General features: G+C 70.9%; 23 protein-coding genes, 1 tRNA gene and 1 pseudogene. 6 read left to right on the top strand and 19 right to left on the bottom strand.

Translation table 11 applies throughout. The annotated features are described in order from the left end of the window. Positions 1-147 precede the first annotated feature (147 nt). Positions 148-801 (bottom strand): hypothetical protein, encoded by a 654-nt coding sequence (locus ACFYXM_RS07645; RefSeq protein ID WP_389287821.1) that lies wholly within the window; start codon positions 799-801, stop codon positions 148-150. Between the two features lie 50 nt (positions 802-851). Further along, positions 852-1,697, bottom strand: a complete 846-nt coding sequence (locus ACFYXM_RS07650) for a MurR/RpiR family transcriptional regulator (RefSeq protein WP_073792104.1) — start codon at positions 1,695-1,697, stop codon at positions 852-854. Positions 1,698-2,001: 304 nt separating this feature from the next. Between ACFYXM_RS07650 and ACFYXM_RS07655 the strand changes: the two genes are divergently transcribed. Next, positions 2,002-2,421 carry a hypothetical protein gene (locus ACFYXM_RS07655; protein WP_389287823.1) on the top strand — a complete coding sequence of 140 codons (420 nt, stop codon included), beginning with the start codon at positions 2,002-2,004 and terminating at the stop codon, positions 2,419-2,421. Between the two features lie 432 nt (positions 2,422-2,853). Here ACFYXM_RS07655 and ACFYXM_RS07660 read toward each other — a convergent pair whose 3' ends face one another. After that, positions 2,854-4,260 (bottom strand): cystathionine beta-synthase, encoded by a 1,407-nt coding sequence (locus ACFYXM_RS07660; RefSeq protein ID WP_389287825.1) that lies wholly within the window; start codon positions 4,258-4,260, stop codon positions 2,854-2,856. Positions 4,261-4,439: 179 nt separating this feature from the next. Here ACFYXM_RS07660 and ACFYXM_RS07665 point away from each other — a divergent pair, with 179 nt between their 5' ends. The 3 genes from ACFYXM_RS07665 (at position 4,440) to ACFYXM_RS07675 (ending at position 8,263) form a co-directional block, all read left to right on the top strand. After that, a complete protein-coding gene (locus ACFYXM_RS07665; protein ID WP_389288275.1) occupies positions 4,440-5,534 on the top strand; it encodes an SGNH/GDSL hydrolase family protein in 1,095 nt (364 codons plus the stop codon). A 177-nt stretch (positions 5,535-5,711) separates the two neighbouring features. Continuing rightward, on the top strand, positions 5,712-6,932 hold the full coding sequence (locus ACFYXM_RS07670) for an acetyl-CoA C-acetyltransferase (protein WP_389287827.1): 1,221 nt from the start codon (positions 5,712-5,714) through the stop codon (positions 6,930-6,932). A 491-nt stretch (positions 6,933-7,423) separates the two neighbouring features. Beyond that, entirely contained in the window at positions 7,424-8,263 is an 840-nt protein-coding gene (locus ACFYXM_RS07675) for a hypothetical protein (RefSeq protein WP_389287829.1), read from the top strand. 148 nt (positions 8,264-8,411) lie between these two features. Here ACFYXM_RS07675 and ACFYXM_RS07680 read toward each other — a convergent pair whose 3' ends face one another. The 11 genes and pseudogenes from ACFYXM_RS07680 to ACFYXM_RS07730 all read right to left on the bottom strand — a co-directional run bounded on the left by ACFYXM_RS07680 (position 8,412) and on the right by ACFYXM_RS07730 (position 17,168). After that, positions 8,412-8,729 carry a hypothetical protein gene (locus ACFYXM_RS07680; RefSeq protein WP_384412947.1) on the bottom strand — a complete coding sequence of 106 codons (318 nt, stop codon included), beginning with the start codon at positions 8,727-8,729 and terminating at the stop codon, positions 8,412-8,414. 253 nt (positions 8,730-8,982) lie between these two features. After that, a complete protein-coding gene (locus tag ACFYXM_RS07685; protein WP_389287832.1) occupies positions 8,983-9,870 on the bottom strand; it encodes a Bax inhibitor-1/YccA family protein in 888 nt (295 codons plus the stop codon). A 149-nt stretch (positions 9,871-10,019) separates the two neighbouring features. After that, entirely contained in the window at positions 10,020-10,367 is a 348-nt protein-coding gene (locus tag ACFYXM_RS07690) for a metalloregulator ArsR/SmtB family transcription factor (RefSeq protein WP_073790138.1), read from the bottom strand. 250 nt (positions 10,368-10,617) lie between these two features. Further along, positions 10,618-11,058 carry an ATP-binding protein gene (locus ACFYXM_RS07695; RefSeq protein WP_389287834.1) on the bottom strand — a complete coding sequence of 147 codons (441 nt, stop codon included), beginning with the start codon at positions 11,056-11,058 and terminating at the stop codon, positions 10,618-10,620. Further along, positions 11,055-12,728 (bottom strand): SulP family inorganic anion transporter, encoded by a 1,674-nt coding sequence (locus ACFYXM_RS07700; protein WP_389288277.1) that lies wholly within the window; start codon positions 12,726-12,728, stop codon positions 11,055-11,057. The genes ACFYXM_RS07695 and ACFYXM_RS07700 overlap by 4 nt, the downstream gene beginning before the upstream one ends. A gap of 77 nt (positions 12,729-12,805) precedes the next feature. After that, entirely contained in the window at positions 12,806-13,105 is a 300-nt protein-coding gene (locus ACFYXM_RS07705; protein WP_389288279.1) for a transcriptional regulator, read from the bottom strand. A 523-nt stretch (positions 13,106-13,628) separates the two neighbouring features. Next, a pseudogene (locus ACFYXM_RS07710) lies at positions 13,629-13,859 on the bottom strand (PAS domain-containing protein); the annotation flags it as partial. Positions 13,860-14,522: 663 nt separating this feature from the next. Beyond that, positions 14,523-14,834 (bottom strand): DUF6087 family protein, encoded by a 312-nt coding sequence (locus ACFYXM_RS07715; RefSeq protein ID WP_389287836.1) that lies wholly within the window; start codon positions 14,832-14,834, stop codon positions 14,523-14,525. Positions 14,835-14,864: 30 nt separating this feature from the next. Then, complete coding sequence (locus ACFYXM_RS07720; RefSeq protein WP_389287838.1) at positions 14,865-16,010, bottom strand: protein-L-isoaspartate O-methyltransferase; 1,146 nt, start codon at positions 16,008-16,010, stop codon at positions 14,865-14,867. Between the two features lie 130 nt (positions 16,011-16,140). Next, entirely contained in the window at positions 16,141-16,692 is a 552-nt protein-coding gene (locus ACFYXM_RS07725) for an NUDIX domain-containing protein (RefSeq protein ID WP_389287840.1), read from the bottom strand. Positions 16,693-16,739: 47 nt separating this feature from the next. Continuing rightward, entirely contained in the window at positions 16,740-17,168 is a 429-nt protein-coding gene (locus ACFYXM_RS07730) for a DUF6415 family natural product biosynthesis protein (RefSeq protein WP_389287842.1), read from the bottom strand. 156 nt (positions 17,169-17,324) lie between these two features. Between ACFYXM_RS07730 and ACFYXM_RS07735 the strand changes: the two genes are divergently transcribed. Next, positions 17,325-17,567: a hypothetical protein gene (locus tag ACFYXM_RS07735; RefSeq protein ID WP_389287844.1), complete on the top strand. Its 243-nt coding sequence runs from the start codon at positions 17,325-17,327 to the stop codon at positions 17,565-17,567. A 190-nt stretch (positions 17,568-17,757) separates the two neighbouring features. Here the strand turns inward: ACFYXM_RS07735 and ACFYXM_RS07740 are convergent, their stop codons facing one another. The 4 genes from ACFYXM_RS07740 to ACFYXM_RS07755 all read right to left on the bottom strand — a co-directional run bounded on the left by ACFYXM_RS07740 (position 17,758) and on the right by ACFYXM_RS07755 (position 20,385). Further along, positions 17,758-18,069: a hypothetical protein gene (locus tag ACFYXM_RS07740; protein WP_389287846.1), complete on the bottom strand. Its 312-nt coding sequence runs from the start codon at positions 18,067-18,069 to the stop codon at positions 17,758-17,760. Positions 18,070-18,310: 241 nt separating this feature from the next. Beyond that, a complete protein-coding gene (locus ACFYXM_RS07745; protein WP_389287848.1) occupies positions 18,311-19,303 on the bottom strand; it encodes an XRE family transcriptional regulator in 993 nt (330 codons plus the stop codon). Positions 19,304-19,651: 348 nt separating this feature from the next. Continuing rightward, on the bottom strand, positions 19,652-19,954 hold the full coding sequence (locus tag ACFYXM_RS07750) for a DUF1360 domain-containing protein (RefSeq protein ID WP_389287850.1): 303 nt from the start codon (positions 19,952-19,954) through the stop codon (positions 19,652-19,654). A 170-nt stretch (positions 19,955-20,124) separates the two neighbouring features. Further along, positions 20,125-20,385: a hypothetical protein gene (locus tag ACFYXM_RS07755; protein ID WP_389287852.1), complete on the bottom strand. Its 261-nt coding sequence runs from the start codon at positions 20,383-20,385 to the stop codon at positions 20,125-20,127. Positions 20,386-21,410: 1,025 nt separating this feature from the next. Here ACFYXM_RS07755 and ACFYXM_RS07760 point away from each other — a divergent pair. Continuing rightward, positions 21,411-21,821: a hypothetical protein gene (locus ACFYXM_RS07760; protein ID WP_389287854.1), complete on the top strand. Its 411-nt coding sequence runs from the start codon at positions 21,411-21,413 to the stop codon at positions 21,819-21,821. 785 nt (positions 21,822-22,606) lie between these two features. Here the strand turns inward: ACFYXM_RS07760 and ACFYXM_RS07765 are convergent. Continuing rightward, a tRNA-Leu gene (locus ACFYXM_RS07765) sits at positions 22,607-22,692 on the bottom strand. Between the last annotated feature and the right edge of the window lie 187 nt (positions 22,693-22,879).

Consider the following 22,879-nt stretch of genomic DNA (forward strand, 5'->3'; position numbering starts at 1 on the left):
GCCCCGCAGGCTAGTGGCCGCGGATGAAGAGGGTCTGAGAAACCGCTGGGGCGTGTTCCGAAAGTGGCGTCGTCCGCCCGAAGGACGGGGCCTGCGGGGCGTCCTGCGTACGTGATCCCACGCGGCCCCCGCACGTGGTCCCGCCGTTCAGTACAGGATCCCCACCAGGCCGTCGCCGCCCGCCGCGCAGTGAAGACGTCCCGGGCAGCAGCCCGACCATCCCGCAAACTCGTCCGCCGTCAGGGTGAGCCGGCTCCATCCGGGACTGCCCGGACCGTTCCCGCCGAGGCGCAGCCCGAGCCACGGCACGGCCACCTCCGCGACCGCGCCCACCGTCGGCCCCACCGGCCCGCCCGCCGCCGGGTCCGGCAGCGGGACGGCTTCCGGGAGCACGGAGAGGACCTCCTCGGCCGAGTGCCCGAACAGATCGACACCGTCCCACACCACGCACGCGCCGCCTTCCCCCGATGCCGACCGCGGTGTCGTCACCCGCCGGACCTCGACACGGGCGAGCCTGTCCGCCGCGTCCGGGCCGCCTGCGGCCAGGGTCACCTGGAGCCCGTCGAACAGGGCCACGGTGTTCCAGCCGGGCTGGAAGAGAAGGCCGTCGAGCCAGGCGGCATGGGCGTGGCGCGGTTCGGGGTAGTCCGCGAGGGTCGGCGCCCCGCACTGGAGTCCGCCGTACGTCTCGGGCGCGGCGGCCGACAACCGGGCACGGGCCTCGTCGGGGCCCGCCCCGAACCGCAGCACCCCGGCCCCGCCCGGCAGCGCCGCTCCCGTTCCCGGCAGCAGTTCGAGCATCACCCGATCGTCGGGTGCCCGGTGCGCACGGCGCCGGGACGGCCGGGACGTCACTCGACGAAGAGTCCCCGCGCCACCGCCCGCGCGTCGAACTCCTCCAGCCGTGCCTGCGCGTCGGGCAGGTCGTCGCACATGGCCTCCAGCAGCACCCGGCCCAGCAGCATGGGAGCGCACGCGGTGTCGAAGGCGAGCCCGGTGCCGACGGCCGCCGGGATCAGCAGATCGCTGAACTTCGCGACGGGAGCGAAGGCGGAGTCCGCGACCGAGACGACGGCCAGTCCCTGTTCCCGCGCGTAGCCGAGCGCGTCGACGACCTCCTTCGGGTGCCGGGGCAGCGCGAAACAGATCAGGGCCGTGGCGCCCGCCCGGCGTGCCGCGTCGATCCGGTCGTGCAGCATGCTGCCGCCCTCGTCGAGCACCCGGACATCGGGGTGGACCTTGGCCGCGAAGTACCCGAACCCCCGCGCCTGCGAGGAGGCGGCCCGCAGTCCGAGCACCGGCAGCGGCCGGGAGGCCGCCAGCATCCTGCCCGCGCGTTCGACGGGCGCGGGGTCGGCGAGCAGATCGGCCAGGTGCCGGAGGTTCTCGATCTCGCCCAGAACGGCCTGCTGGTACTCGTTGTACGTGTCGTCACCGCCGCCCGGACCGGGTCCGGCGGGGGCGACCTCCCGCAGGTGCTTGCGGAGCGCCGGATAGCCGTCGAAGCCGAGCGCCACCGCGAACCGGGTGACGGACGGCTGACTGACCCCGGCGAGCTCGGCCAGCTCCACACTCGACAGGAACGGGACGTCCCCGGCCCTGCGCACCATCCAGTGCGCGATCCGCCGCTGGGTGGGGGTGAGCCGACGCCCTTCGAAGAGCTGCTGCAACCGCGCGGCCGGGTTGCTCCCGCTCATGCTGTCCTCTCGGTAGTTCCGTCGCACCACGGTCCGGCGCCGACAAAACCATTCAGCCAGCAAGGCGCCTGCATGTCCATATGCAGCTGGGCCCGGACGGGACGCCGGCAGGTGCGGGGGACGGGTTGGCACCGCGCCTCGTGGCCGTCGTGTCCGGCTTCTGCGACCGGTCCCGTTCCGGCCGGTGCTTCAAGCGGATGCCGGGGGTCGCTCCGGGCCGGTACGCGCGCGGTGGAACGGCCGAAGGGAAACAGGGGGGATAGCCCCACTGCCCGCAAAGCCGCCGGTTCGTACCGTGAGAGTCATGGAAACCCGAGACCCGGAGCTCAAGACCGAACTCGACGCCACCCTGCACGCGCGTAACGAGCTGGGTTCGGATTACGAGTCCGCGCTCGTCGAGTCCTTCCTGGAGAAGGTGGAGCAGCGGCTCGACACCACCCTGGACCGGCGGGTACGGCGTCATCTCGCCGAGCAGCAGGTGAGTGCCGCCAGGGGGGCGCGTCAGCCGCAGCCCCTGGGCGGATTCGGGGAGCGCTACGGCTTCGGGATCATCTCACTGATCCTGGCCATTCCCCTGTCGGCGATCGCCGCCGCGGCCTCGCACACCGAGGGCCTGATCATCGCCTGGCTCGGCGTCGTCGGCGTCAACGCCGTGCACGCGGCCCGCGACTGGCCCTGGTTCCGGCGCCGTTCCGGCCACTCGAAGTCCGACTGGGACGACTGAGCCCGCCGCGGGACCGGACGGGGCAACGGAAGCGGGACCGGACAGGCCCGGAAGGGGCAACGGAAGAAGGAAGTACGGGGCCGGGACACGAGGCACGGGGGTGTCGCGGGGACCGCCGCACCCCCGGAGTCCGGGGGCGGGACGGCGGCGGTCCCCGCGAGGAACACGGTCCGGTTCGGGGCCGGTCACCGCGTCCGGGCGACGGTGGAGGTCCGGGAGCCGCTCCGTAGTCCGTGTCGCCGTATCGGGTGTCGGCCGGTCTCCCCGCCGACACCCCTCACCGTGCCGGACCCGTGTTGACGACCTGGGGAGCAAGAGGGAGCGGGCTCCCCAGGTCGTAAGCCGGTGCTGCGCGCACGTGTCGCGCTCGTACCGATTTCGCGAAGCCCGCACGGGCGCGTTCGCGAAACCGTGCCCGCCGGGCCCGGGGTGCTACGGCTTGCCGCCCGCCGCGTCCTTGGCCAGGAACGCCAGCAGGTCCTGCCTGCTGACCACACCCTTGGGCTTGCCCTCGACCAGCACGATCGCCGCGTCCGCCGCGTTCGTGCCGCCGAGCACCGCCATCAGGTCCTCGACCGGTTCGCCGGAACCGACCTGCGGCAGCGGCGGCGACATGTGCTTCTCCAGCGGGTCGGAGAGCGAGGCGCGCTGCGCGAACAACGCGTTCAGCAGCTCCCGTTCCACCACCGAACCGACAACCTCGGCGGCCATCACGTCCGGGTGGCCCGCGCCCGGCTTCACGATCGGCATCTGCGAGACGCCGTACTCGCGCAGCACCTCGATCGCCTCGCCGACGGTCTCCTCGGGGTGCATGTGGACGAGCGCCGGAACCGGGCCGTCCTTGTGGTCGAGCACGTCCCCGACCCGGGCCGACGGGCCCGCGTCCTCCAGGAAGCCGTAGTCGGCCATCCACTCGTCGTTGAAGATCTTGCTGAGGTACCCGCGTCCGCTGTCCGGCAGCAGGACGACCACCACGTCGTCCGGACCCAGCCGCCCGGCGACCTCCAGGGCTGCGACGACCGCCATGCCGCAGGAGCCGCCGACCAGCAGGCCCTCCTCCTTGGCGAGACGGCGGGTCATCTGGAAGGAGTCCTTGTCGGACACGGCGACGATCTCGTCCGTGACCGTCCGGTCGTAGGCGGTCGGCCAGAAGTCCTCGCCGACGCCCTCGACGAGGTACGGGCGCCCGGAGCCGCCGGAGTAGACCGAGCCCTCGGGGTCCGCACCGATGACCTCGACCGCGCCGTCGCTGACCTCCTTCAGGTAGCGGCCGGTGCCGCTGATCGTGCCGCCGGTGCCGACACCCGCGACGAAGTGGGTGATCTTCCCGTCCGTCTGCTGCCACAGCTCCGGACCGGTGGTCTCGTAGTGCGAGCGCGGATTGTTCGGGTTGGAGTACTGGTCGGGCTTCCAGGCGCCCGGCGTCTCGCGGACCAGCCGGTCGGAGACGTTGTAGTACGAGTCAGGATGTTCGGGGTCGACGGCCGTGGGGCAGACGACCACCTCGGCACCGTAGGCGCGCAGTACATTGATCTTGTCCGTGGACACCTTGTCCGGGCAGACGAAGATGCACTTGTACCCCTTCTGCTGGGCGACGATCGCCAGGCCGACACCCGTGTTGCCGCTCGTCGGCTCGACGATCGTGCCGCCGGGCCGCAGCTCGCCGCTCTCCTCGGCCGCCTCGATCATGCGCAGGGCGATACGGTCCTTGACCGAACCGCCGGGGTTGAAGTACTCGACCTTGGCCAGAACCGTCGCCTGGATGCCGGCCGTGACGCTGCGCAGCCTCACCAGCGGGGTATTGCCTACAAGACTGATCATCGAATCGTGGAATTGCACCGTCTGCTCCGGGGTCTCCGTATGGGGTGCGGCAAGCGTATGCGCACAGGCGGGAGAACGGGTGGGGGAACGGGCGGGAGAACGGACGGAGTGATTGAGCGAAGGCCGCCGCGGGGCAATGAGAGTTACGTACTGCGGTACGGCGACGAGAGGTGGACCGGACTGTGTCGAGAGCACGAGTGGCACGGCGGATCGCGGCGGGCGCGGCCTACGGCGGCGGCAGCATCGGGCTGCTCGGCGCGGCGGCGGTAGGCGTCCTGCTGGCGGAGGTCCAGCTGGCGAAACGGCACGTGGGCGGAGGCATCGCACCGGTTGCGCCGAGCGCGGACGGGCGGTACGGGGCGGCGTTCGCCGGTCCCGCCGAACCGCTGCGGCTGGGGTTGCTGGGCGACTCCACGGCCGCGGGGCAGGGGGTGCGCCGGGCCGGTCAGACGCCGGGGGCACTGCTCGCCTCGGGGCTCGCGGCGGTGTCCGAGCGGCCGGTGGACCTGCGCAACGTGGCGCAGCCGGGTGCCCGCTCGGACGATCTGGAGCGGCAGGTCTCGTTGCTGCTGGCCGATCCGTGCGCCGTGCCCGACGTCTGCGTGATCATGATCGGCGCGAACGACGTGACCCACCGCATCCCCGCCACGCAGTCGGTGCGCTGTCTGACCACGGCGGTGCGCAGACTGCGTACGGCGGGCGCGGAGGTGGTGGTCGGCACGTGCCCGGATCTCGGCACGATCGAGCCGGTCTACCAGCCGCTGCGCTGGCTGGCCCGCAGGGTGAGCCGGCAGCTGGCGGCGGCCCAGACGATCGGCGCGGTGGAGCAGGGCGGGCGCACGGTGTCGCTGGGCGACCTGCTGGGGCCGGAGTTCGAGGCGAACCCCCGGGAGCTGTTCGGCCCGGACAACTACCACCCCTCGGCGGAGGGGTACGCCACGGCGGCGATGGCGGTGCTGCCGACGCTCTGCGCGGCGCTGGGTCTGTGGCCGGAGACCGACCGGCTGGACGGGGACCGGCGCGAGGACATGCTGCCGGTGGCGAAGGCGGCCTCCCAGGCGGCCAAGGAGGCCGGTACCGAGGTCACCGGGGCCCGGGCGCCATGGGCCCTGCTCAAGCACCGCAGGCGGCGGCGCCTGCCCGCCGCGACGGAGCCCCACCCGCGCCCGGGAACGAGCGGGGAGACGGCACCGCGGAAGGCGGCCCCCGCGGAGGCGGCGGCCGAGGCGTACGGGGAGCCGCGAAAGGAGAAGGAGAGGAGAAGGCCGTCGCGGGACCTGCGTGCCAATTGACGGCGGCCCGGCAGCCTGCCGGACGGACGGCGGGAACGACCGGGCCCCGGACTGAGCGAGCGCTTAGAAAAGAGGTCGGCGTCACATGCGCTGTCCGATGACCCAGCATCTACGTACAGGTAACTTCCAAGTCAGCACCTGCCCGAACCCGCCTTCCAGCCCTCATGGAGCCTCGTGATGCCCGAAGCCGTGATCGTCTCTGCCGTCCGCTCCCCCATCGGCCGGGCCGTCAAGGGTTCGCTGAAGGACCTGCGCGCGGACGACCTGACCGCCACGATCATCCGGACCGCGCTGGACCGGGTTCCCGAGCTGGATCCGAAGGACATCGACGACCTGATGCTCGGCTGCGGCCTCCCCGGCGGCGAGCAGGGCAACAACCTGGGCCGGATCGTCGCCGTGCAGATGGGCATGGACCACCTCCCCGGCTGCACGATCACCCGCTACTGCTCGTCGTCCCTGCAGACCAGCCGGATGGCGCTGCACGCCATCAAGGCGGGCGAGGGCGATGTCTTCATCTCGGCGGGTGTCGAGATGGTCTCCCGCTTCACGAAGGGCAACTCCGACAGCCTGCCGGACACGCACAACCCGCTGTTCGCCGACGCCGAGGCCCGTACCGCCGCCCGCGCGGAGCAGGGCGGCGAGGGCTGGCACGACCCGCGCGAGAACGGCCTGGTGCCGGACGCGTACATCGCGATGGGGCAGACCGCGGAGAACCTGGCCCGCCTCAAGGGCGTGACCCGTCAGGACATGGACGAGTTCGGCGTCCGCTCGCAGAACCTCGCCGAGGAAGCCATCGAGAAGGGCTTCTGGGAACGCGAGATCACCCCGGTCACCACCCCCGACGGCACGGTCGTCTCGAAGGACGACGGTCCGCGGCCGGGCGTCACCATGGAGGGCGTGCAGGGCCTGAAGCCGGTGTTCCGCCCGGACGGGCTGGTCACGGCGGGGAACTGCTGCCCGCTCAACGACGGCGCCGCCGCGCTCGTGATCATGTCCGACACCAAGGCGCGCGAGCTGGGCCTGACCCCGCTGGCCCGGATCGTCTCGACCGGCGTCTCCGCCCTCTCCCCCGAGATCATGGGGTACGGACCGGTGGAGGCGAGCAAGCAGGCGCTGAAGCGGGCCGGGCTGACGATCGACGACATCGACCTGGCCGAGATCAACGAGGCGTTCGCCGCCCAGGTGATCCCGTCCTACCGCGACCTCGGCCTGCCGCTGGAGAAGGTCAACGTCAACGGCGGCGCCATCGCCGTCGGCCACCCCTTCGGCATGACCGGCGCCCGGATCACCACCACGCTGATCAACAGCCTCCAGTTCCACGACAAGCAGTTCGGCCTGGAGACCATGTGCGTGGGCGGCGGCCAGGGCATGGCCATGGTCATCGAGCGGATGAGCTGAGCTGGAGCGGAGGGTAGGGGCCGCCCGAGGAACGAGGGCGGCACCTGCCCGCAGCACAAGCGAAGCGAAACGCGACCACCAACACGAGCGGATGAGCTGAGCTGGAGCGGAGGGTAGGGGTCGCCCGAGGAACGAGGGCGGCACCTGCCCGCAGCACAAGCGAAGCGAAACGCGACCACCAACACGAGCGGATGAGCTGAGCCGGCGCGGGGCGCGGACAAGGGCGAAAACGGAGCGCGGACACGGGTGCGGATGCGCCCGCCTCGGCAGGGCCTCCAAGAATGGCCGGTTTCCGAGCCCCAGCCGTGACCGAATCTCCCCCAGGATGTGACCTACGTCCTGGGGGAGAGCCATTCCCGCAGGTCGCGCCAGTGTGACCTTAAACGCCGGGCCGAAAGACCTGTCCCATTCGTGACGTAATGCACTGACACCGGGCGCGGGCAGAGGACAAGCTGAGGTAGGAAGTCGGGGAATCCATCGGAACCGGGAGTATGTCAGTGAGCGCCATGTCTCTTGCCCTGTTGCTGACGACCGCCGCCGCCACGGCTGTGGGCGCCGCTGCTCTGTACGCCGCTCACGGGCTGCGCAAGCAGATCACCGCCCTCCGTACCGAGCTGGCCACGACCCGCGCCGACGGCGCCGCGGTACCCCCTCAGATACGCGCGGCGGTCGCCGAGGCGCTCGCCGAGGAACGGGAGCGTGAGCTGGCCGAGGCACGCGCCTTCTGGGCCTCCCAGGAAGCGCGGGACGCCGCCGACGCCCCGTCACTGCTGGGCGGGCTGTCGGGGATCGGCGAGGAGACGTCGCTGTACATGCCGCGCCAGGCGGACTTCGCGGGCCTGGAGGCGATGGACTTCGACTCCGCCGAGGCGTTCGAGGAACTGTCGGAACTGGCCGAGGTGGCCGAACTCGCGGAGGTGGCCGAGGTGACGGAGACCACGGAGTTCGCCGAGGACTCCCCCGAGCTGGCCGCGGCCCGCCGCCGTCACCCCTCGCACCCCGACTTCGTACCGGTGCGGACCCCGGTGGTCGCCGACCACGAGCGCACCGTGAACCGCCTCGAACAGCTCGCCGACAGCCGTACGGAGCTCGCCGATGTGCGTCCCGGCCCGCTCGGCACCCTCGACGTGTACGTCTTCGCCGACGGCACCACGCTCTGCATGACGCCCGGTCACCGGGAGACGGCCGAGCGCCTGGCCGCGTCGCTGCTCGCCGGTGAACGCCCCGTGCTGCTGGGTGGTTCCGGCGTCTCCGGTGCGTACGCCCTGACCTTCTCGTGCGGCGAGGAGAACGTCTACATACTGGCCGATCGCGTCATCGCCTCGTTCTAGCCGGCCCACTGCCCCGCCGGACCACCGCCCTCCGGCCCTCCGCCCCGGCCCCCGGCCCCGGCCCTCCGCCCCGGCCTTCCGGCCCAGGCCATCGCCTCTGCGGCCCGCCGCACCACGCGGACCCGCCGCACCACGCGGACCCGCCGCGCTACGCGAACGCCCGCTCGGCCGCCTCCTCAACGAATCGCACGGCCTCGTCCAGTTCGGTCGACGAGGCCGTTTCCAGTGCCGCCGCCAGGTCGTGCCCCGCCACGGCGAGTTGGTCACCGACGGCGAAGATCCCGGCGTCCGGCATGAGCCGCGGCTCCCTGTCCGGTGCCTCGACGCGCTGGGCCCTCGACGCGAGTTCCCTGGCCGTGGCGAGCCCCTCGGCGGCAGCGCCGCGCTGCAGACGGCTCTGCGGAGCGGCACGGAGTCGGTCGGCGAATCGGTCCACGGCGGTGATCAGCGCAGTCGTATCGAGCACCCCGTGACCCTACGCGCCCTTCCGTCCCGGCTGCCAACACGGACGGCGGAGGAACGGAGAGACGCAGGTACCGGGGTACCGGGGAACGGAGACGCGGCAAGGAAGAAGCGGGTACAGGAGCGGAAACGGAATCAGGGACACGGTGCAGGAACAGGGACGCGGGTACGGGAACGGCCCGCAGGCGCGGTGCCTGCGGGCCGTTCCCGTACCCGTCACGGGCCGGTAATTCTTCGTGGATCGGTCGTCCCGTGCGTCAGTCGTCGCCGCTGAGGATCGAGAACAGACGCAGCAGCTCCAGGTAGATCCACACCAGGGTCATGGTGAGACCGAAGGCCGCCAGCCAGGACTCCTCGCGGGGCGCGCCGTAGGCGATGCCGTCCTCGACCTGCTTGAAGTCCAGGGCCAGGAAGCACGCACCGAGGACGACCCCGATGACGCCGAACAGGATGCCGAGGCCACCGGAGCGGAGGCCAAGACCGTCACCGCCGCCGAAGACGGCGAACAGCAGGTTGACCACCATCAGCAGCATGAAGCCCATGGCCGCGGCCATGACGAAGCCGTAGAAGCGGCGGGTGACACGGATCCAGCGCATCTTGTACGCCAGGAGCACACCGGCGAAGACGCACATGGTGCCCAGCACCGCCTGCATCACGACACCGGGGCTGATGTACGTGCTGACCGCGCTGGAGATCACTCCGAGGAAGACGCCCTCGAAGCCCGCGTACGCCACGATCAGCGCCGGGACCGGCTTGCTCTTGAAGGACTGGACGAGCGAGAGGACGAACGCCACCAGGGCGGCGCCGATCGCGATTCCGTACGACTTGCCGAGGTTGGCCGGATCGACCGGCAGCAGGGCCCAGGCGAGAACGGCGCCGAGCACCACGGTGCCCAGCGTGATCGCCGTGCGCGTGACGACGTCGTCGATCGTCATCGCACCGGAGCGCGCGGGCGCCTGCGGGGCGCCGTACTGGGCATCCGGCTGGGCGTAGGGGTTGGTGGCGTACGGGTTGGCGGCGGTGCCCTGGGCGTACGGGTTGGCACCCGTGACGGGGGCCCCGGCCTGCGGCGCCGCATTGAAGCCCGCGTATCCGTTGTCGCGGCTGAAGCCCCGTCGCGAGAAGACCGGGTTGCTGCTCCTCATCTCACTCCTCCATGGCCACCCTGCGTGGCCTTCCCACAAGAGTAATGGGTGGGCAAAGGTTTCAGACTAGTGCCTGAGGAGGATCTTTACCGGCCGAAGGACGACGCGCAGCTCTTTCCCACGCCGCGTCCAAGGCCGTCGGCACCCGTTCAGTCCTGTGGCCTGTCCGGCTCGGTGGCGCGCAGGTCGGCCAGCAGCTCGGCCTGGCCGGCCAGGACCCCGGACAGGATGGTGCGCGCGACCCGCAGGAGCTCCGCCACCTGAGGGTTGGCCAGGGAGTAGTAGACGCCCGAACCCTCCCGGCGCGCGACGACGAGATTGGCCCGCCGCAATACGGCCAGTTGCTGCGAGAGGTGGGCGGGCTCGACGCCGATCCCGGCCAGCATCTCGGACACCGCGTGCTCCCGTTCACTGAGCAGTTCGAGCACCCGGATGCGCACGGGGTGCCCGAGCGTCTTGAAGAACTCGGCCTTCAGTTGGTACAACGGCGCGCTCATCGAACCGGCCTCGTGCCCTCGGCCCCGGCCGTCCGGCCGACCCACCGCGGCCATGTGTGTGCCCTGCATCGCGTCCACTCACAACTCTTCGCCATGGAGCCATCCTCGCGCGTCCACCTGGACGTGCTGACCTCGTGAATTATCGAAACCCGGAACCGGAGGCCCGAAAACGGAACCGGAGCCCGCCGAACCGGCGGCCCCGAAGCCCGGAGACCCGGAACATTCTGACGGGCCGCCGCGGGGAGCGGCGTCACGGGGCTCCCATGCCCCGCAGAGGCACGGTGACCCAGACACATTTGCCCTGGCCGTCCGGGTCCTCGCGAACGACCGCGGTGCCCGACAGGCCCCGGGTGAGCTCGCTGACCATGGCCAGCCCGCCGACCGTTCCGACGGCCGGTCCGTGCAGCGCGGGCCGGTACGGGTGGCGGTCGTGCACGCCGAAGGCGAACGTGTCCGTTCCGGCCGCGTAGTACACCGTCACCGTCGGGGAGAGCACGGCGGCGTGCCGGACGCTGTTGGTGACCAGTTCACTGAGGATCAGCAGCACCGGATCGACGCCGGGGTGGCGCGGCCCGACGCCCCACTCGGCCAGCACCTGCTCGGTCGTCTCGCGGGCCGTCCGTACGGCGGCGCCCATGGTGGGCAGGGTCAGGACGTGACGCAGGGGCAGGGCCTCGGGCCGGGCCGTCATGGGGCTTCCTCGGGGACGGCGGCGGGAGTCGGGGCGGTGGGGGCGGCGGCGGGCCGGGCCGGTACGAGACCGGCGTGCTGGAGCCGGGCGCGGGCCGCCACGATGGCCTCAGGGGTGGTGGCGTGGTCCCGGCCGTCGGGCCGGATCAGGTCGAGGGCGCCGACGGCGTCGAGCGCGCGCCGCTGCCCCGGACGTATCCCGGAGGCCAGCACGGTGATGCCGCGCCGGTTCAGCTTCTCCACGGCGTCCTTGAGGACCAGTGCGCCGGTGGCGTCCATGGTGGTGATCCGCGACATGCGCAGGATGACGACGCGGACGTCGGCGACCTCGGAGAGTTCGAGGAGAAAGCGGTGGGCACCGGCGAAGAACAGGGGCCCGTCCATCCGGTAGGCGACGATGTGCTCGGTCAGCAGCTCGTGTTCCTCGTCGCTGTGCTCGCCCGGCAGGTCGGGGCGGAAGTCGACCTGGTCCATCCGCGTCTGGCGGGCCACTGCCCGCAGCGCCAGCGCACCGGCCACCACCAGGCCGATGATCACCGCGTAGACGAGGTCCAGGACGAGCGTGGCTGCGGCCGTCAGGCAGAGAACCACGGCGTCGGAACGGGTGGCGCGGGCCATCGCGCGCAGCGAGCCGACCTCGACCATGCGGATCGCGGTGGCCAGCAGCACGCCCGCCAGCGCGGCCAGCGGGATCTTCGAGACGAGCGGTGCCGCCGCGAACACGATGACGGCCAGGACGGCGGCGTGGGTGAGGGCGGCGAGCCGGGAGCCCGCTCCCGTACGGACGTTCACCGCGGTACGGGCGATGGCGGCCGTCGCCGGGACACCGCCGAACAGCGGGGCGGCCAGGTTCGCGACGCCCTGCCCGAAGAGTTCCCGGTCCGGGTCGTGCCGCTGGCCCACGGTCATGCCGTCCGCGACCGTGGCCGACAGCAGCGACTCCAGTGCCGCGAGGGCGGCCACGGCCACGGCGGGCGCGAGCAGCGAACCGAGCGCCGACACGTCCAGGAAGTCCAGGGAGGGGGCGGGCAGCCCGGACGGCAGATCACCGATCGGTGTCGCCCCGTCCAGGTCGAGCAGCTGGGCGGCCAGCGTCGCGGCGACCACCGCGACGACGGAGAACGGGACGGCGGGCCGCAGGCGCGCGCCCAGCAGCATCACGGCCGCCACGCCGACCGAGAGGGCGACGGCGGTCCAGTTCGGCGCCTTCACGAACTCCTCGACCGCCCGCCAGGCCACCACCAGGACCTTCTCGCCCTCGGGCTTGGCCACGCCGAGCGCGGCGGGCACCTGCTGCAGCCCGATGACGCAGGCGATGCCCAGGGTGAATCCCTCGACCACAGGTGCCGGGACGTACCGCATGTACTGACCGGCCCTGAGCAGGGCCAGGGCCATCAGCAGCACCCCGGCCAGCAGCCCCACGGTCAGCACGCCGCCGGGCCCGTACTGGGCGACGATCGGGACGAGGACGACGGTCATGGCCCCGGTCGGCCCGGACACCTGGAGGTTCGAACCGCCGAACAGCGCGGCCAGGGCCCCGGCCACCACCGCGGTGGCGAGCCCCGCCTCGGCGCCGAGTCCGGAGGAGACCCCGAAGCCGAGTGCGAGCGGCAGCGCCACGATGGCGACCGTGAGACCGGCGAGCAGATCGCGGCGCGGGTTGCGGCGCATGGCCGCGAGGTCGGCGCGGACGGGCAGCAGCGCGCGTACCCGGCCCAGTGATCGTTCGAGAACCGTGCTGAGCGTGCTCACGACGCGGCGGCCTCGGTTTCCCGCGGTTCGGCCGACGGTTCGCCGCGCCCGGCCGGCGCCCCGGTCGGGATCCGCCGCGTGGCCCGCGTCGGCTCCGCGACGTCCCTGCCCGCGGGTGTGTGCACCGCGGTCGCGCCCTCCCGCGTGGACGTCACGGCCCGGGAGCGGCGCAGAACCGTCGGCCGCCGCGACGGCGCCGAGGGGGCCACCCCGATCGCCGCGAGCGGAGCGCGCACCGGCGTCCGGCCGCGCCGCAGCACTTCGAGCGCCCGGATGCGTGCCGGGTGCCCCGGCATCCGGAAGAACTCGGCTTTCGCCCGGTACAGCGGAACTGGCACGTCCGCGAACCTCCTGTCGAAATCTGTCGGCCGTCGGCCTGCTGTCGGATGTCGGCCTGTCGGATGTCGGTGTCCCGGCCCCCGTGCCCCGGGCGTCCGTCGGTGCGTGGTCCGGGGCGTCGCTCGGCATCGCCGCGCTCACGGGTCGCCTCGCATCCGCGCGACCGCTCGTCGCGACCACTTGCGAATACAACAAAGACAGCATGTAGTGAATTGCATAAATTCGCAATTCGCTAATGTGGTCACGGCATGATTCGCCCACCGCGCCGCACACGTCCCGTCGCGCTCGGGGCGGCGGACGACCGACCAGGGCGGCGCGGCAGATGGGCTGACGGGGCCGACCACGGCGTGGACGCAGGTGTCGGTCGTCTCGTGCAGATCGGCGGTCACCCGGGTCCAGGTGCCGGAGCACCTGATCTTGGAGGGGTTCGAGTCCGGCGAGTGCGCGGGGGGCGGTGCGCAGCTGCCCCATCGTGGCGGCTGCGTTGATCCCGCCGGGATCCTCCAGCCGGTAGTACGACAGCGACCAGGCACGGTCCCGGTCGGGTTCGGCGGGAACCCGACCGACCACGGACCGTCCCTGCACGGGCACGCCGGCGGCCAGCACCTCCCGCATCATCGACTCGATCGCGTCGCCGTCCAGGAACGGCGGGAGTTCACGCGGACCGCGACCCGGTCGTTCGGCGGCCGGGATCCCGGTGGCCCGCTCCAGCGACGGGTTGACAGGCGCAGGTCGGGGTCGAGCACGGCCACCCCGTAGGGCGACTGCGCCGCCAGCCGGGCGGACAGCGCGAGGTGGTGCCCGGAACCGGACTCGAACCGGTGCTCTGCACCTCTCTGACCTGCGACAACGCTATGACCTCGACGGATCTCCCCGGATCGCGGCGGATTCCTTCAGATATCCCCACATCTCTCGGCTGCTGTGTTCCCACGGGAACACAGCAGGAACACCGAAAGCACCTACCCCGCGACCAGCGCAAACGAGCGATGGGCGAGGGAGCGCCCGTGATCACCGGGCTGGGGATCAGCATGGCCGAGATCGAACGGTTCGGCGACGCTGGTGGCTGGACGGTCACGGGACGAGGCACGACGACGGCGCCGTGCACCAGCGGCCTCCGACGGACCACCCGCTTCGCCCTGCTGGCGGAGACGGCGAACTCCGCCAGCGCTGCGACGACGATCCAAGGGGCCGCCCGCCAGATGGTCCGCCATGCATCCAGGCCGGTTCGGTCATCAGCGCGCGCCCGGACGCCGAAAGCATGCACGGTCACCTCGGCGTACCGGACGGCACGCGTCTCGCCGCCCGGCCGGAGGCCGCACCAGGTCGTCAGTTGCCTTGGTACAGCAGCCGGCAGGGGCGAGAAGCGTTGTCGGGTCAGGGGCGCCAGAACTCCTCAGTGGGCCGCCACGGTTCCGGAGCGGGGGGCAGTGCGCTGGACCGCGGGAGGCGAACCCGCTCTGCCGCGTTCTGCCGACCGGTCTCCTTCACGGCCGCGGCGTGATCTTCGGCCACCCCGGAGGGAACCCACTGGTGGCCGTCCCACTCCAGCATCCCGCGGGCCGTATCCGGGTCGACGTGCCCACCCCGTGCAGGGCCCTCACCGAGAGGAACAGCCCTGCGTGCGCCAGGCGCGGGCCGGCGCGCATCCCGGCGCGCGGCCCACTCGTCCAACGGCTCGTCGGTCACAGGATTCCCCTCTCCTTATTCCAGATGTCGTCAGTTGCCTTGGTGCAGCCGCCAGTCGGCAGGGGAGAGGAGTGGAACGTCCGCTTTCCCCGCCTGGGTGAGCGAGCACGTCCAGGCGGTGAGCTCCGGGCGGCCGGTACGGATCCACTCCGTGACGTAGTGCTCGACCTGGTCGGCGAGCGCCTGGGAGGCACGGCCAGGGGTGAGGTGGAGCCCGCCAGGCTGAACGAACACCGCGGCGTCGGCATCGTCATCGACCAGTGCGCACCCGGTGTAGTCGCTGGTGCCCTCGGCACCGGCGCAGGTAGTGCGAGTGTCGTGGGCCGCCAGGTGCATCCACAGATCCACGTAGTCGCCGCGCGGGTCCAGACCCTCGAGGACGGCGGGGGGACGAGCGTCGGCGGGGTCCGGGACGGGGAAGGTGCGGCTACGCGTGGCCGGCGACGTTGTGGCCCCGGCGTAGAGCGGGCCGGCAGCGATCATGAAGTCGGCGCTGACCACCAGTTGCCCGACGGGGCCGCTGTCATTGCGGGTGACGCGGAGCAGGGGGTGGAGACCGCCGTGCGCAACGGGGGCCAGGACACAGCCGTCCGGGGCGAGCTGGTCGAGCCACGCCGGGGCGATCCTGGCGATCCCACAAGTCACGACGATCAGGTCGTAGGGGCCGCCGCCCGGGTGCCCGAGGTATCCGTCCCCGGCGTGGACGGTGACCGACTGTGCGCCGGCGCGGGCCAGCGCGGCGCTGGCCTCGCCGGCGACGAGGCTGGACACCTCGATGGTGTGGACGTCTGCCTTGGTGATGTGGGCGATCAGTGCGGCGTTCCAGCCGGTGCCAGCCCCGATCTCCAGCACGCGCATCCCGGGCCGGAGCTGGGCGGCCTCCAACATCTTGGCGACGATGGAGGGCTGGGAGGTGCTGGAGAATCCGCCGGCGTCGTCGGCGGGGATGTGGGTCATGATGCCGCGGTCGGCGTACGCGAGGGCCAGGAGGTCGGCCGTCGGCCGGTCCGGGGTAACCGGAGTGTGCTGACCGGTGGCGTAGTGCCCCGTGATGAACAGGTGCCGGGGGACCGCCTCGATGGCCGCGGCCACGGCGTCGGATCGGATCGCTCCCCGCGCCCGGAGATCGGCGGTCAGAGCTCGGGCCATGGGCACCCAGTCGACAGTCACAGTCATGGGCGGTCACTTCTCCTGCGGGTTGTAGCGGATGATCGGCGTGCAGATACGGGTCGGGTCGTTCGGTTCCCCAGCACCCCACCGAGGGCGTGCGCCAGCTTCACCGCCAGCTCCGCCATCGACTGAGATTTCAGTTCCAGCCGTGTTCCTTCAGTGAGTTGCCGTCACCGCCCAGATATCCGAGGAGCCCTTCTCCGGGGTACTCGATGATGTCCTCGGGCAGTTCGTGGACGCTGAACCACTCCAGGCCGAGGCACTTCTCCGGTTCCCTGTTGACGGGCTCCCCGCTCCACTGGGTGGCCTCGAAGAAGAAGCCGATGCGCTCCACGTCGGCGCTCTGCCTGTGATGCACGACGTGCACCATCCGCAGGTGCGCGGGGTCGACCGTGACGCCGGTCTCCTCCAGCAGCTCACGGGCGGCCCCGACTCGCAGGGGTTCGCCCTGGTCGAGCTTCCACAGCGGCTTACCTGTCGGCATGCCGCGGTGGTCCCACCCGTTCTGCGAGCACCTGGCCCACAGCACACCCCGCACGTCACGGTCGCCGGGCATCTCCCGCCAGTAGCGCAACCGGGGCTGGCTGCTGGGCCAGTCACGGAGGATCGTCAGCGTGTTCGGGGCGCCTTCCTCCCCTTCCCTGAGAGTGATGTACGGCACCAGGGCAGGTGCCGCCGAAGTGGGCACAGGCGACCTCCTCCTTCTCTGCTCTGCCGCGGCAGCACGCACGCGCTTCACGGCGCCTCCTTGAGACACTGGTTCTCCACCAGTCGCTCCAGGAACTCTTCGAGCGTCCAGGCCATACGGCGCAGATACCCAACGGCTCTGAAGCGGTCCCCGGGCAGTGCCTCGGGGCGCACGGCCCGCGCTCGCTTCACGAGGCTGGCAACCGCCTGGTCCCGCTGGTCCGCCTTCGAGGCGACCGCGAGCTGCGCCAGGCGCGTCAGGTGACCACGCATCCGCGTCGCGAGGACTTCGACCTCGTCCTCACTGGGCACGTAGTCGTCGAGCACGGCCGCAAGATCGTCGAGCAGGGCACCGTCCACGTACGGCTGCCACGTCTGGACCTTGCTGAGCATCCAGCGGAGCCGGTCAGGGTCGAAGGGCTGATCCGCCTGCCTCACGGGATGGTCCCAGCGCGGGACAGCGGATGCCGTGGTCATCGGCCCTGCCCTGAAGACGCCCGACTGTCGCACTGGCAAAAAGATCTCCACGCGCTCCTCAGCGCACGCCGTCTCTCGCACGGCGCACCGGCAAGGCAGGCCTCACACGCCAGGGTGTGGCCCACCAGCGCTCGGTACGTCGACTCCGCCTCATCCATGACCGTCCGCCTCCGCCTCCACCGCCAGGCGCTCCTGGACACCTCGCTGGTAGCTGCCATAGGCAACGAGCTGCGAGACAGCATCCGGGCAGCACAGGGCTCCGGGGCCGTCCATCGGCACACACCAGTAGGAGCGGGACAGGTCCGGCCCGGTCCGCTGCGGGTTCGGGACGCCCAGGAAGCAACCAGGGCCGAGACACTCCGCGCCCGGCACCGCACTGGCCCACTGCGGCAGCTGTGACGTGCCGCAGGCACGAGCACGTAGTACCGCTGAGAGGACGTGTCGATGAACACCGGACCGCCCAAGAGCACTTCTTTCAGGTAGGCGTCGATGCGCTCGGGTTCCTCAGTGCCAGCGGCAGCCTGCACGCGCAAACACGGGACGGCCGTTGGAGTCGGGGGGATGGAAGCTCGTCACGGATCGGCTCACGTCAGCCTGCTTCCGGCAGGCTGACCGAGGCGTCGGCCGCTGTGCCAATGCACGCGGTGAAGGCGTGGCGCTCCAGCAGCCAGCCCATAACCTCGTCGTTGGCATCCCATGCGGAGGTAACGACCCCGTCAACCTGACCGGAGTCGATCAGCTCGGCTACGCGCGGCCAGAGAGGCGCCCGCATCGCCGACGTTCCGAGGGGCGCCGTGTCGGAGAGTTCCGCGACGATCGTCCAGTCCCGCGCCTCAGCGAACTTGCGGTGCGAAACCAGCGCCCGGCCGCTTCGGGGTGTCGGCTGGCGGTCGTACAGCACGACGCGGACACGGGAGATACGCGCACCAGGCGCCTCACGAAGTCCGCTGTCTGCGGCCTCCGCAATAGCCGATCGGCGAGCCCGTTGCTGTGGGGTCCGGTTCATGTAAGTACCGTCCTCCCAAAGGACCTTGACGTGAAGAAGCGCCCCGTACGACTCTGCCGATTCATCAGGCAGCGAGTCGTACGGGGCGCGGTGACGAGGAGGGACTGAGCGTCACAACTCGTACGGGACGTACGGGTTACAGTGCCGTCTTTGCGGTGGCTGGCATGAAGTCGCCCGCCCCGGCCGGGGATACGCCGATCAGCTTCGACACCCGGCGCAGCCGCGCCGTGCTGGCCCGCCCGACCTTCTGCACGATCACGGACGGCAGCGTCTGATGACGCGCCCACGCGGGAGCGGCGAGCAAGGCTTCTTCCAGAGTGTCCAGCGACGCATCGAACATCTTCGCGTCGGCCTGCGCCAGGGCCTTGTCCATGGCATACCGGTTGCGGGCTGCGCCGGAGAGCTCCGACACGTCCTTGATCGAGTCGATGAGGGTCAGCGCCTTCCCTGTCTGCCCAAGCGCGACGTTCACGCCGACTGCCTGCGTCGTCGCCGTCACCGGGCCGAAGAGCGTGCCGTGGGCTCGGTGCTCGGCCCCCATACGGGCGCCTGTTGCGTGGGACTGCGACAGGCAGTCAGCCGCCCGAGCCTTGTCGCCCATCCGCGAGGCAACGACGGCCGCGAAGTTCACGTGGCTGCCGTACGCGCACAGTTCGTCCACCCTGGCCTTCGAAAACCGGGGCTCGATGTCGAGGGCTGATTTCTCCGCCAGGGCGAGCGCTTCGTCCAGCCGTGCGTCCCTCAGATAGATCCAGGACCGGCCCGACATCACGAGGGCCGCCCGCATGTCGTCCGCCGCATGGCCCGCCGCCTGCTGCGCATGACCGATCGCCGCGTACGCCAGATCCCTGGACCCCATGAGGTTCGCCACGTACGCGGCAAGCCGGTAGGCATCGGCGACGAACCCCCACCCCTCGGACTGTGCACCAGCAGGCTGCGCGTGCACGTGAGCCCTGGCCTCCGCGAGGAGCATCGCCGCGACCGCACCGGCCTCCACGTAGGACCCCTCCCAATAGAGGCCCCAGCACCGGTTCGTGGCCTGCTGAAGCTCTACCGCGCTCGGCGCGGTAACCCCGGCCGGGAGCAGCCCAACAGCTGTGTCATGGACAGCACAGGACAGCTCGCGCATGGTCGCACGGTCCCCGACATCCATGGCCCGTCGCGATCGAGTTCCGCACAGTCACCGCCCTCGCCCCTGTCCGCGGGGACCTGCTGGACGTGTACGCCGAGGTCCGCGCCCCTCTCCTCCACCTGCCGAACTATGCGACGTGGTCTTGGCGGTGGTCGTGGTGTACCGGGCCGCGGCACCGACGAGTTCACGGCTCACCGGCCCCGCCCCCGGTCACGGGCGCGGGGCGGGCGGTGCTCCGGCCACTCGGCCCAGCACCAGGCCGCGACGCAGATCACGGCCACGATCACGGCCGAGGTGGTCTCATCCACGGTCAGGTCCCCGACGGGCGGGTGTCGTCCCACCGGTTCAAGAGCGACTGGCCCCGGCGACCGCGAGCCACTCGATGCCGTGCACGAGGAGCGGGGCCTGGTGCCACTGCCCGGAGGCCAGGAGGTACGTCGCGAGGATTGCTCCGGACAGCCACCAACCGGCGCAGTACGTACACGTAATGAGGGTGATGGCCGCGGCCCGGGTGGCGGCGGTCGGACGGGCGGCGAGCCAGTCGTGCGCGCGCTCCCGCAGCCGCTCCAGGATCGTGTCCCAGACGACGAGTTGTGTGGCTCGGTACCCGGCGAGGGCGAGTACGGCGAGCGCAGCGAGATCGATCAAGGCCGCCCCAATCGGAATATCAGCTTCCGTTTTCGGCGGGGCACTATAGGTCACGGATCGGCTGAACGCACGGGGACCAGACGCAATGGTCAGGGCAGCTATTCAGATCACAGGGGCGGGTAGGGTGCCGCCATGGCGCCGGCGGTCATGCCGATGCTGTGTCCGGACGGTCAGAACAGCGTCGGCGCACCATCGTCGGACGCCCCTGCGGGGGCTGCCTCCTCCGGCTCGTCGACCGGGAGTTCCATCTGTCCGACGGGCAGGTCCACGATCTCCAGAGACCCGCCGCAGGAGACGAGTTCGTCGGGGTGCTTGGCGCGCATGTCGGGAGCGTCGTGTCGCCACACGTGGCCCTTGGACAGCGTGCCGGACACGGGCCTGGCCGCGACCTCCCTTTCGCACTCGGGGCACTTGACACGGGGCAGCTTCATCACCCGACCAGTGTGGCCGAATACGCCGCCGCCTGTCCGCCAGATCCGCGCCCTCGCCGCGCCAGGGCCGGAGTGACCCCGCGGGTGGTCTGGCACAGGCGCGCCGGTGTCCCGCCTCGCCGCCCACCCCGGCCTGCCCAAGCCCATTGCTCGGGGTAGCTCCGCAGCCGCGAGGGCCGCCGGCATCCTCAAACGTGCTGGCGGCCCTCGTTGCCGAAGCTGCTCCCGTACCGGACGGCTACAGAAGTGGGCCGGGCCGTTGGGTTACAGGACGCCGTAGCCCTCGATCGTGGCACCCAGGTCGCACCACGCCGTGGACGTGCCAGGTGCCGAGGTCCGGTTGCCGTAGTGCCTGTACCGGTAGCCGGTGCTGGGCTGGTAGCAGTCGATCGCCAGCGTGAAAGAGCCACTCCCGAGGCACGTAATCGATGCTCCGTGATGCCCGCCGCTGCCCACCTTCTCCTTGAGGCCGCCACAGGTCACGGCTTCGGTCTGGGCTGGGCTGGCCGCTGCGGAGGTTGTTGTCGCCAGCAGCAAGCCCGCTCCGAGAGCGAGCGTAGATACAGCAGCGGCGGCACGGCGCATGAGCATTGGGGGTCTCCCGTTCGGTGGTTGGTCAGTGCCGCGACAACGTAGGCCGGACTGAGGTGTCCCGGGCGGAGCGCATCGAGAGCGCACGTAAGGCAAACAGCGGCGCACGGCCCAGTCGTACGGGATCAACGGGACTGGCGAACGACGTTGCCCGAAGGCGACACCGTGCCCCCGTTGCCCGGTCTGCCACCCGTGTGCCGATACCGAGCAGAGGGGTCGCCCCCAAGGGGCCCGACCGGTGCGCATCGCACGGCAGTGAAGACATGCACACAATCTCGCCATGGATCCATCACTTGGCGCATATGGCGCCTATCTATTCAGCGGGGCGTGTCGTAGCTTCTGGAGCCAGTTCGGACAGCCTCGCTACTTGGTCCTACGGACTGTGAGCGGTCAAGGGGATCGACAGGTACCAAGCCGACAGAGGAGAACTACCTGTGAGAATTCGCAAGCGTGTCGCCGCTGTCCTGCTATCGGCCGCGTTCGTCGGCGGCACCATGGCCATCGCGCCGACCGCGCAGGCCAACGAGCCGAATCAGGGCGCTGCCGCGTCCTGCTACGGCAGCGCCAAGTCCTATTCAAAGCCTGACGGCAGCGGGTACTACCCGGCTGGCTCGGCCACGCTCACGACCACGAGCAACTGCTCCGACATCAACATCAAGCCCAACACCAACCGTTACATCGCCGTGTGCTGGGTGCCGAGTTCAGGACAGGTTTCCTGCCAGGCGGAATACAAGCTCGCCACTGGGGGGCAGTGGAACGTGATCGCGACCAACGTACAGACAGGCACCCGCTTCTACTTCGTCTTCCGCTCGACTGCCCTGTCCAACGGGAGCTGGGCCGCCTGATCACCTGGGGCATATGAACAAGCTCCGGGCGCCCGCAATGGCCGGCGCCCGGAGAGTTCCGCTCACGGGCCTGCTACATACCAATCCGCCGCCCGTACCGGTGCGCGGCCACGCTGCTGCGTCTGGTGCGGTTCGCCGGTGACTGAATCGTCGCGGACGCGAGTCTCTCGGCCCAGTAGGCCATCACGACCGCGTCGCCACGGTCCGGGGACCGGCCAAGACGGGCAACGACATCGTCCTTCCGCTCGACCCGAATCCGCGGCGGTACCCCAGTGGTCACGTCCCATGTCGGGGTGGTGAGGTCGGACAGCAGCAAGTCATCCGGCGGCAGCATCAGTTCCGCGCCGAACGCGGGGGCGCCGGGGCGCCGGGGCAAGGGTACGCCGGATACTGATCCCGAGTCAGTTAATCGGGTTGCCATTGGCGTCGTGGAACTGGCCCCACCCGGCACCGTGTCCGCGCCACGGCTGCGTAGTGCGGCTTCCGCCGGTCAGCTTCCGCCCGTACTGGCCGCCGCCGGTCACGCGCCACGGGTTCACTCCCACAGCCCCGCGCTGTACCAGCCGCGCCGGTGAATGCACCGCGACCGTGTCCGCGTCGCCCTGGTTGACGCGCCACAGCGCCACCGGACCTGGTACCCGGTAACGTCGCCGGCCTTGTTCGTGCGCGCGTGTATAGACGCCATACACCGAAGGTAGCCGCGCGTGTTCCCAGTGTGTTCCCGCTCGTAAGGTTCCTCACGCGCGTTTTCCGTCGTTCTCCCTGGTCAGCCGCTGCGCGCGAAGTGGTGCCCGGAACCGGACTCGAACCGGTACGCCCCCGAGGGGCAGCGAGGTTTAAGCTCGCCGTGTCTGCATTCCACCATCCGGGCCTGGCGCGCGGCTCCCGTTGGCACATGACCCTATCCGGGGGCTTCCTCCGATCAGCGGATGAGTGGCGCGATGTTGTCTTATTTTATTGACCGTTTGAGGGTGCGTCAGCACTTCCGGGCATGCATCGTCACATGCCTGGGCCGGGTGGCGGGCACGGCGGACGGCAATCCGGATTGACGTAAAGTC

The sequence above is a fragment of the Streptomyces sp. NPDC002476 genome, assembly GCF_042889785.1.
GTDB lineage: Bacteria > Actinomycetota > Actinomycetes > Streptomycetales > Streptomycetaceae > Streptomyces.

Excerpts from the sequence above, each read along its gene's own strand:
- ACFYXM_RS07735 (WP_389287844.1), top strand. The coding sequence starts at position 17,325 with ATGACCGTCCGCCTCCGCCTCCACCGCCAGGCGCTCCTGGACACCTCG.
- ACFYXM_RS07675 (WP_389287829.1), top strand. The coding sequence starts at position 7,424 with ATGTCAGTGAGCGCCATGTCTCTTGCCCTGTTGCTGACGACCGCCGCC.
- ACFYXM_RS07650 (WP_073792104.1), bottom strand. The coding sequence starts at position 1,697 with ATGAGCGGGAGCAACCCGGCCGCGCGGTTGCAGCAGCTCTTCGAAGGG.
- ACFYXM_RS07730 (WP_389287842.1), bottom strand. The coding sequence starts at position 17,168 with ATGACCACGGCATCCGCTGTCCCGCGCTGGGACCATCCCGTGAGGCAG.
- ACFYXM_RS07720 (WP_389287838.1), bottom strand. The coding sequence starts at position 16,010 with ATGACTGTGACTGTCGACTGGGTGCCCATGGCCCGAGCTCTGACCGCC.
- ACFYXM_RS07705 (WP_389288279.1), bottom strand. The coding sequence starts at position 13,105 with ATGCCGGGGCACCCGGCACGCATCCGGGCGCTCGAAGTGCTGCGGCGC.
- ACFYXM_RS07685 (WP_389287832.1), bottom strand. The coding sequence starts at position 9,870 with ATGAGGAGCAGCAACCCGGTCTTCTCGCGACGGGGCTTCAGCCGCGAC.
- ACFYXM_RS07655 (WP_389287823.1), top strand. The coding sequence starts at position 2,002 with ATGGAAACCCGAGACCCGGAGCTCAAGACCGAACTCGACGCCACCCTG.
- ACFYXM_RS07695 (WP_389287834.1), bottom strand. The coding sequence starts at position 11,058 with ATGACGGCCCGGCCCGAGGCCCTGCCCCTGCGTCACGTCCTGACCCTG.
- ACFYXM_RS07690 (WP_073790138.1), bottom strand. The coding sequence starts at position 10,367 with ATGAGCGCGCCGTTGTACCAACTGAAGGCCGAGTTCTTCAAGACGCTC.
- ACFYXM_RS07745 (WP_389287848.1), bottom strand. The coding sequence starts at position 19,303 with ATGCGCGAGCTGTCCTGTGCTGTCCATGACACAGCTGTTGGGCTGCTC.
- ACFYXM_RS07700 (WP_389288277.1), bottom strand. The coding sequence starts at position 12,728 with ATGCGCCGCAACCCGCGCCGCGATCTGCTCGCCGGTCTCACGGTCGCC.
- ACFYXM_RS07755 (WP_389287852.1), bottom strand. The coding sequence starts at position 20,385 with ATGAAGCTGCCCCGTGTCAAGTGCCCCGAGTGCGAAAGGGAGGTCGCG.
- ACFYXM_RS07670 (WP_389287827.1), top strand. The coding sequence starts at position 5,712 with ATGCCCGAAGCCGTGATCGTCTCTGCCGTCCGCTCCCCCATCGGCCGG.
- ACFYXM_RS07645 (WP_389287821.1), bottom strand. The coding sequence starts at position 801 with ATGCTCGAACTGCTGCCGGGAACGGGAGCGGCGCTGCCGGGCGGGGCC.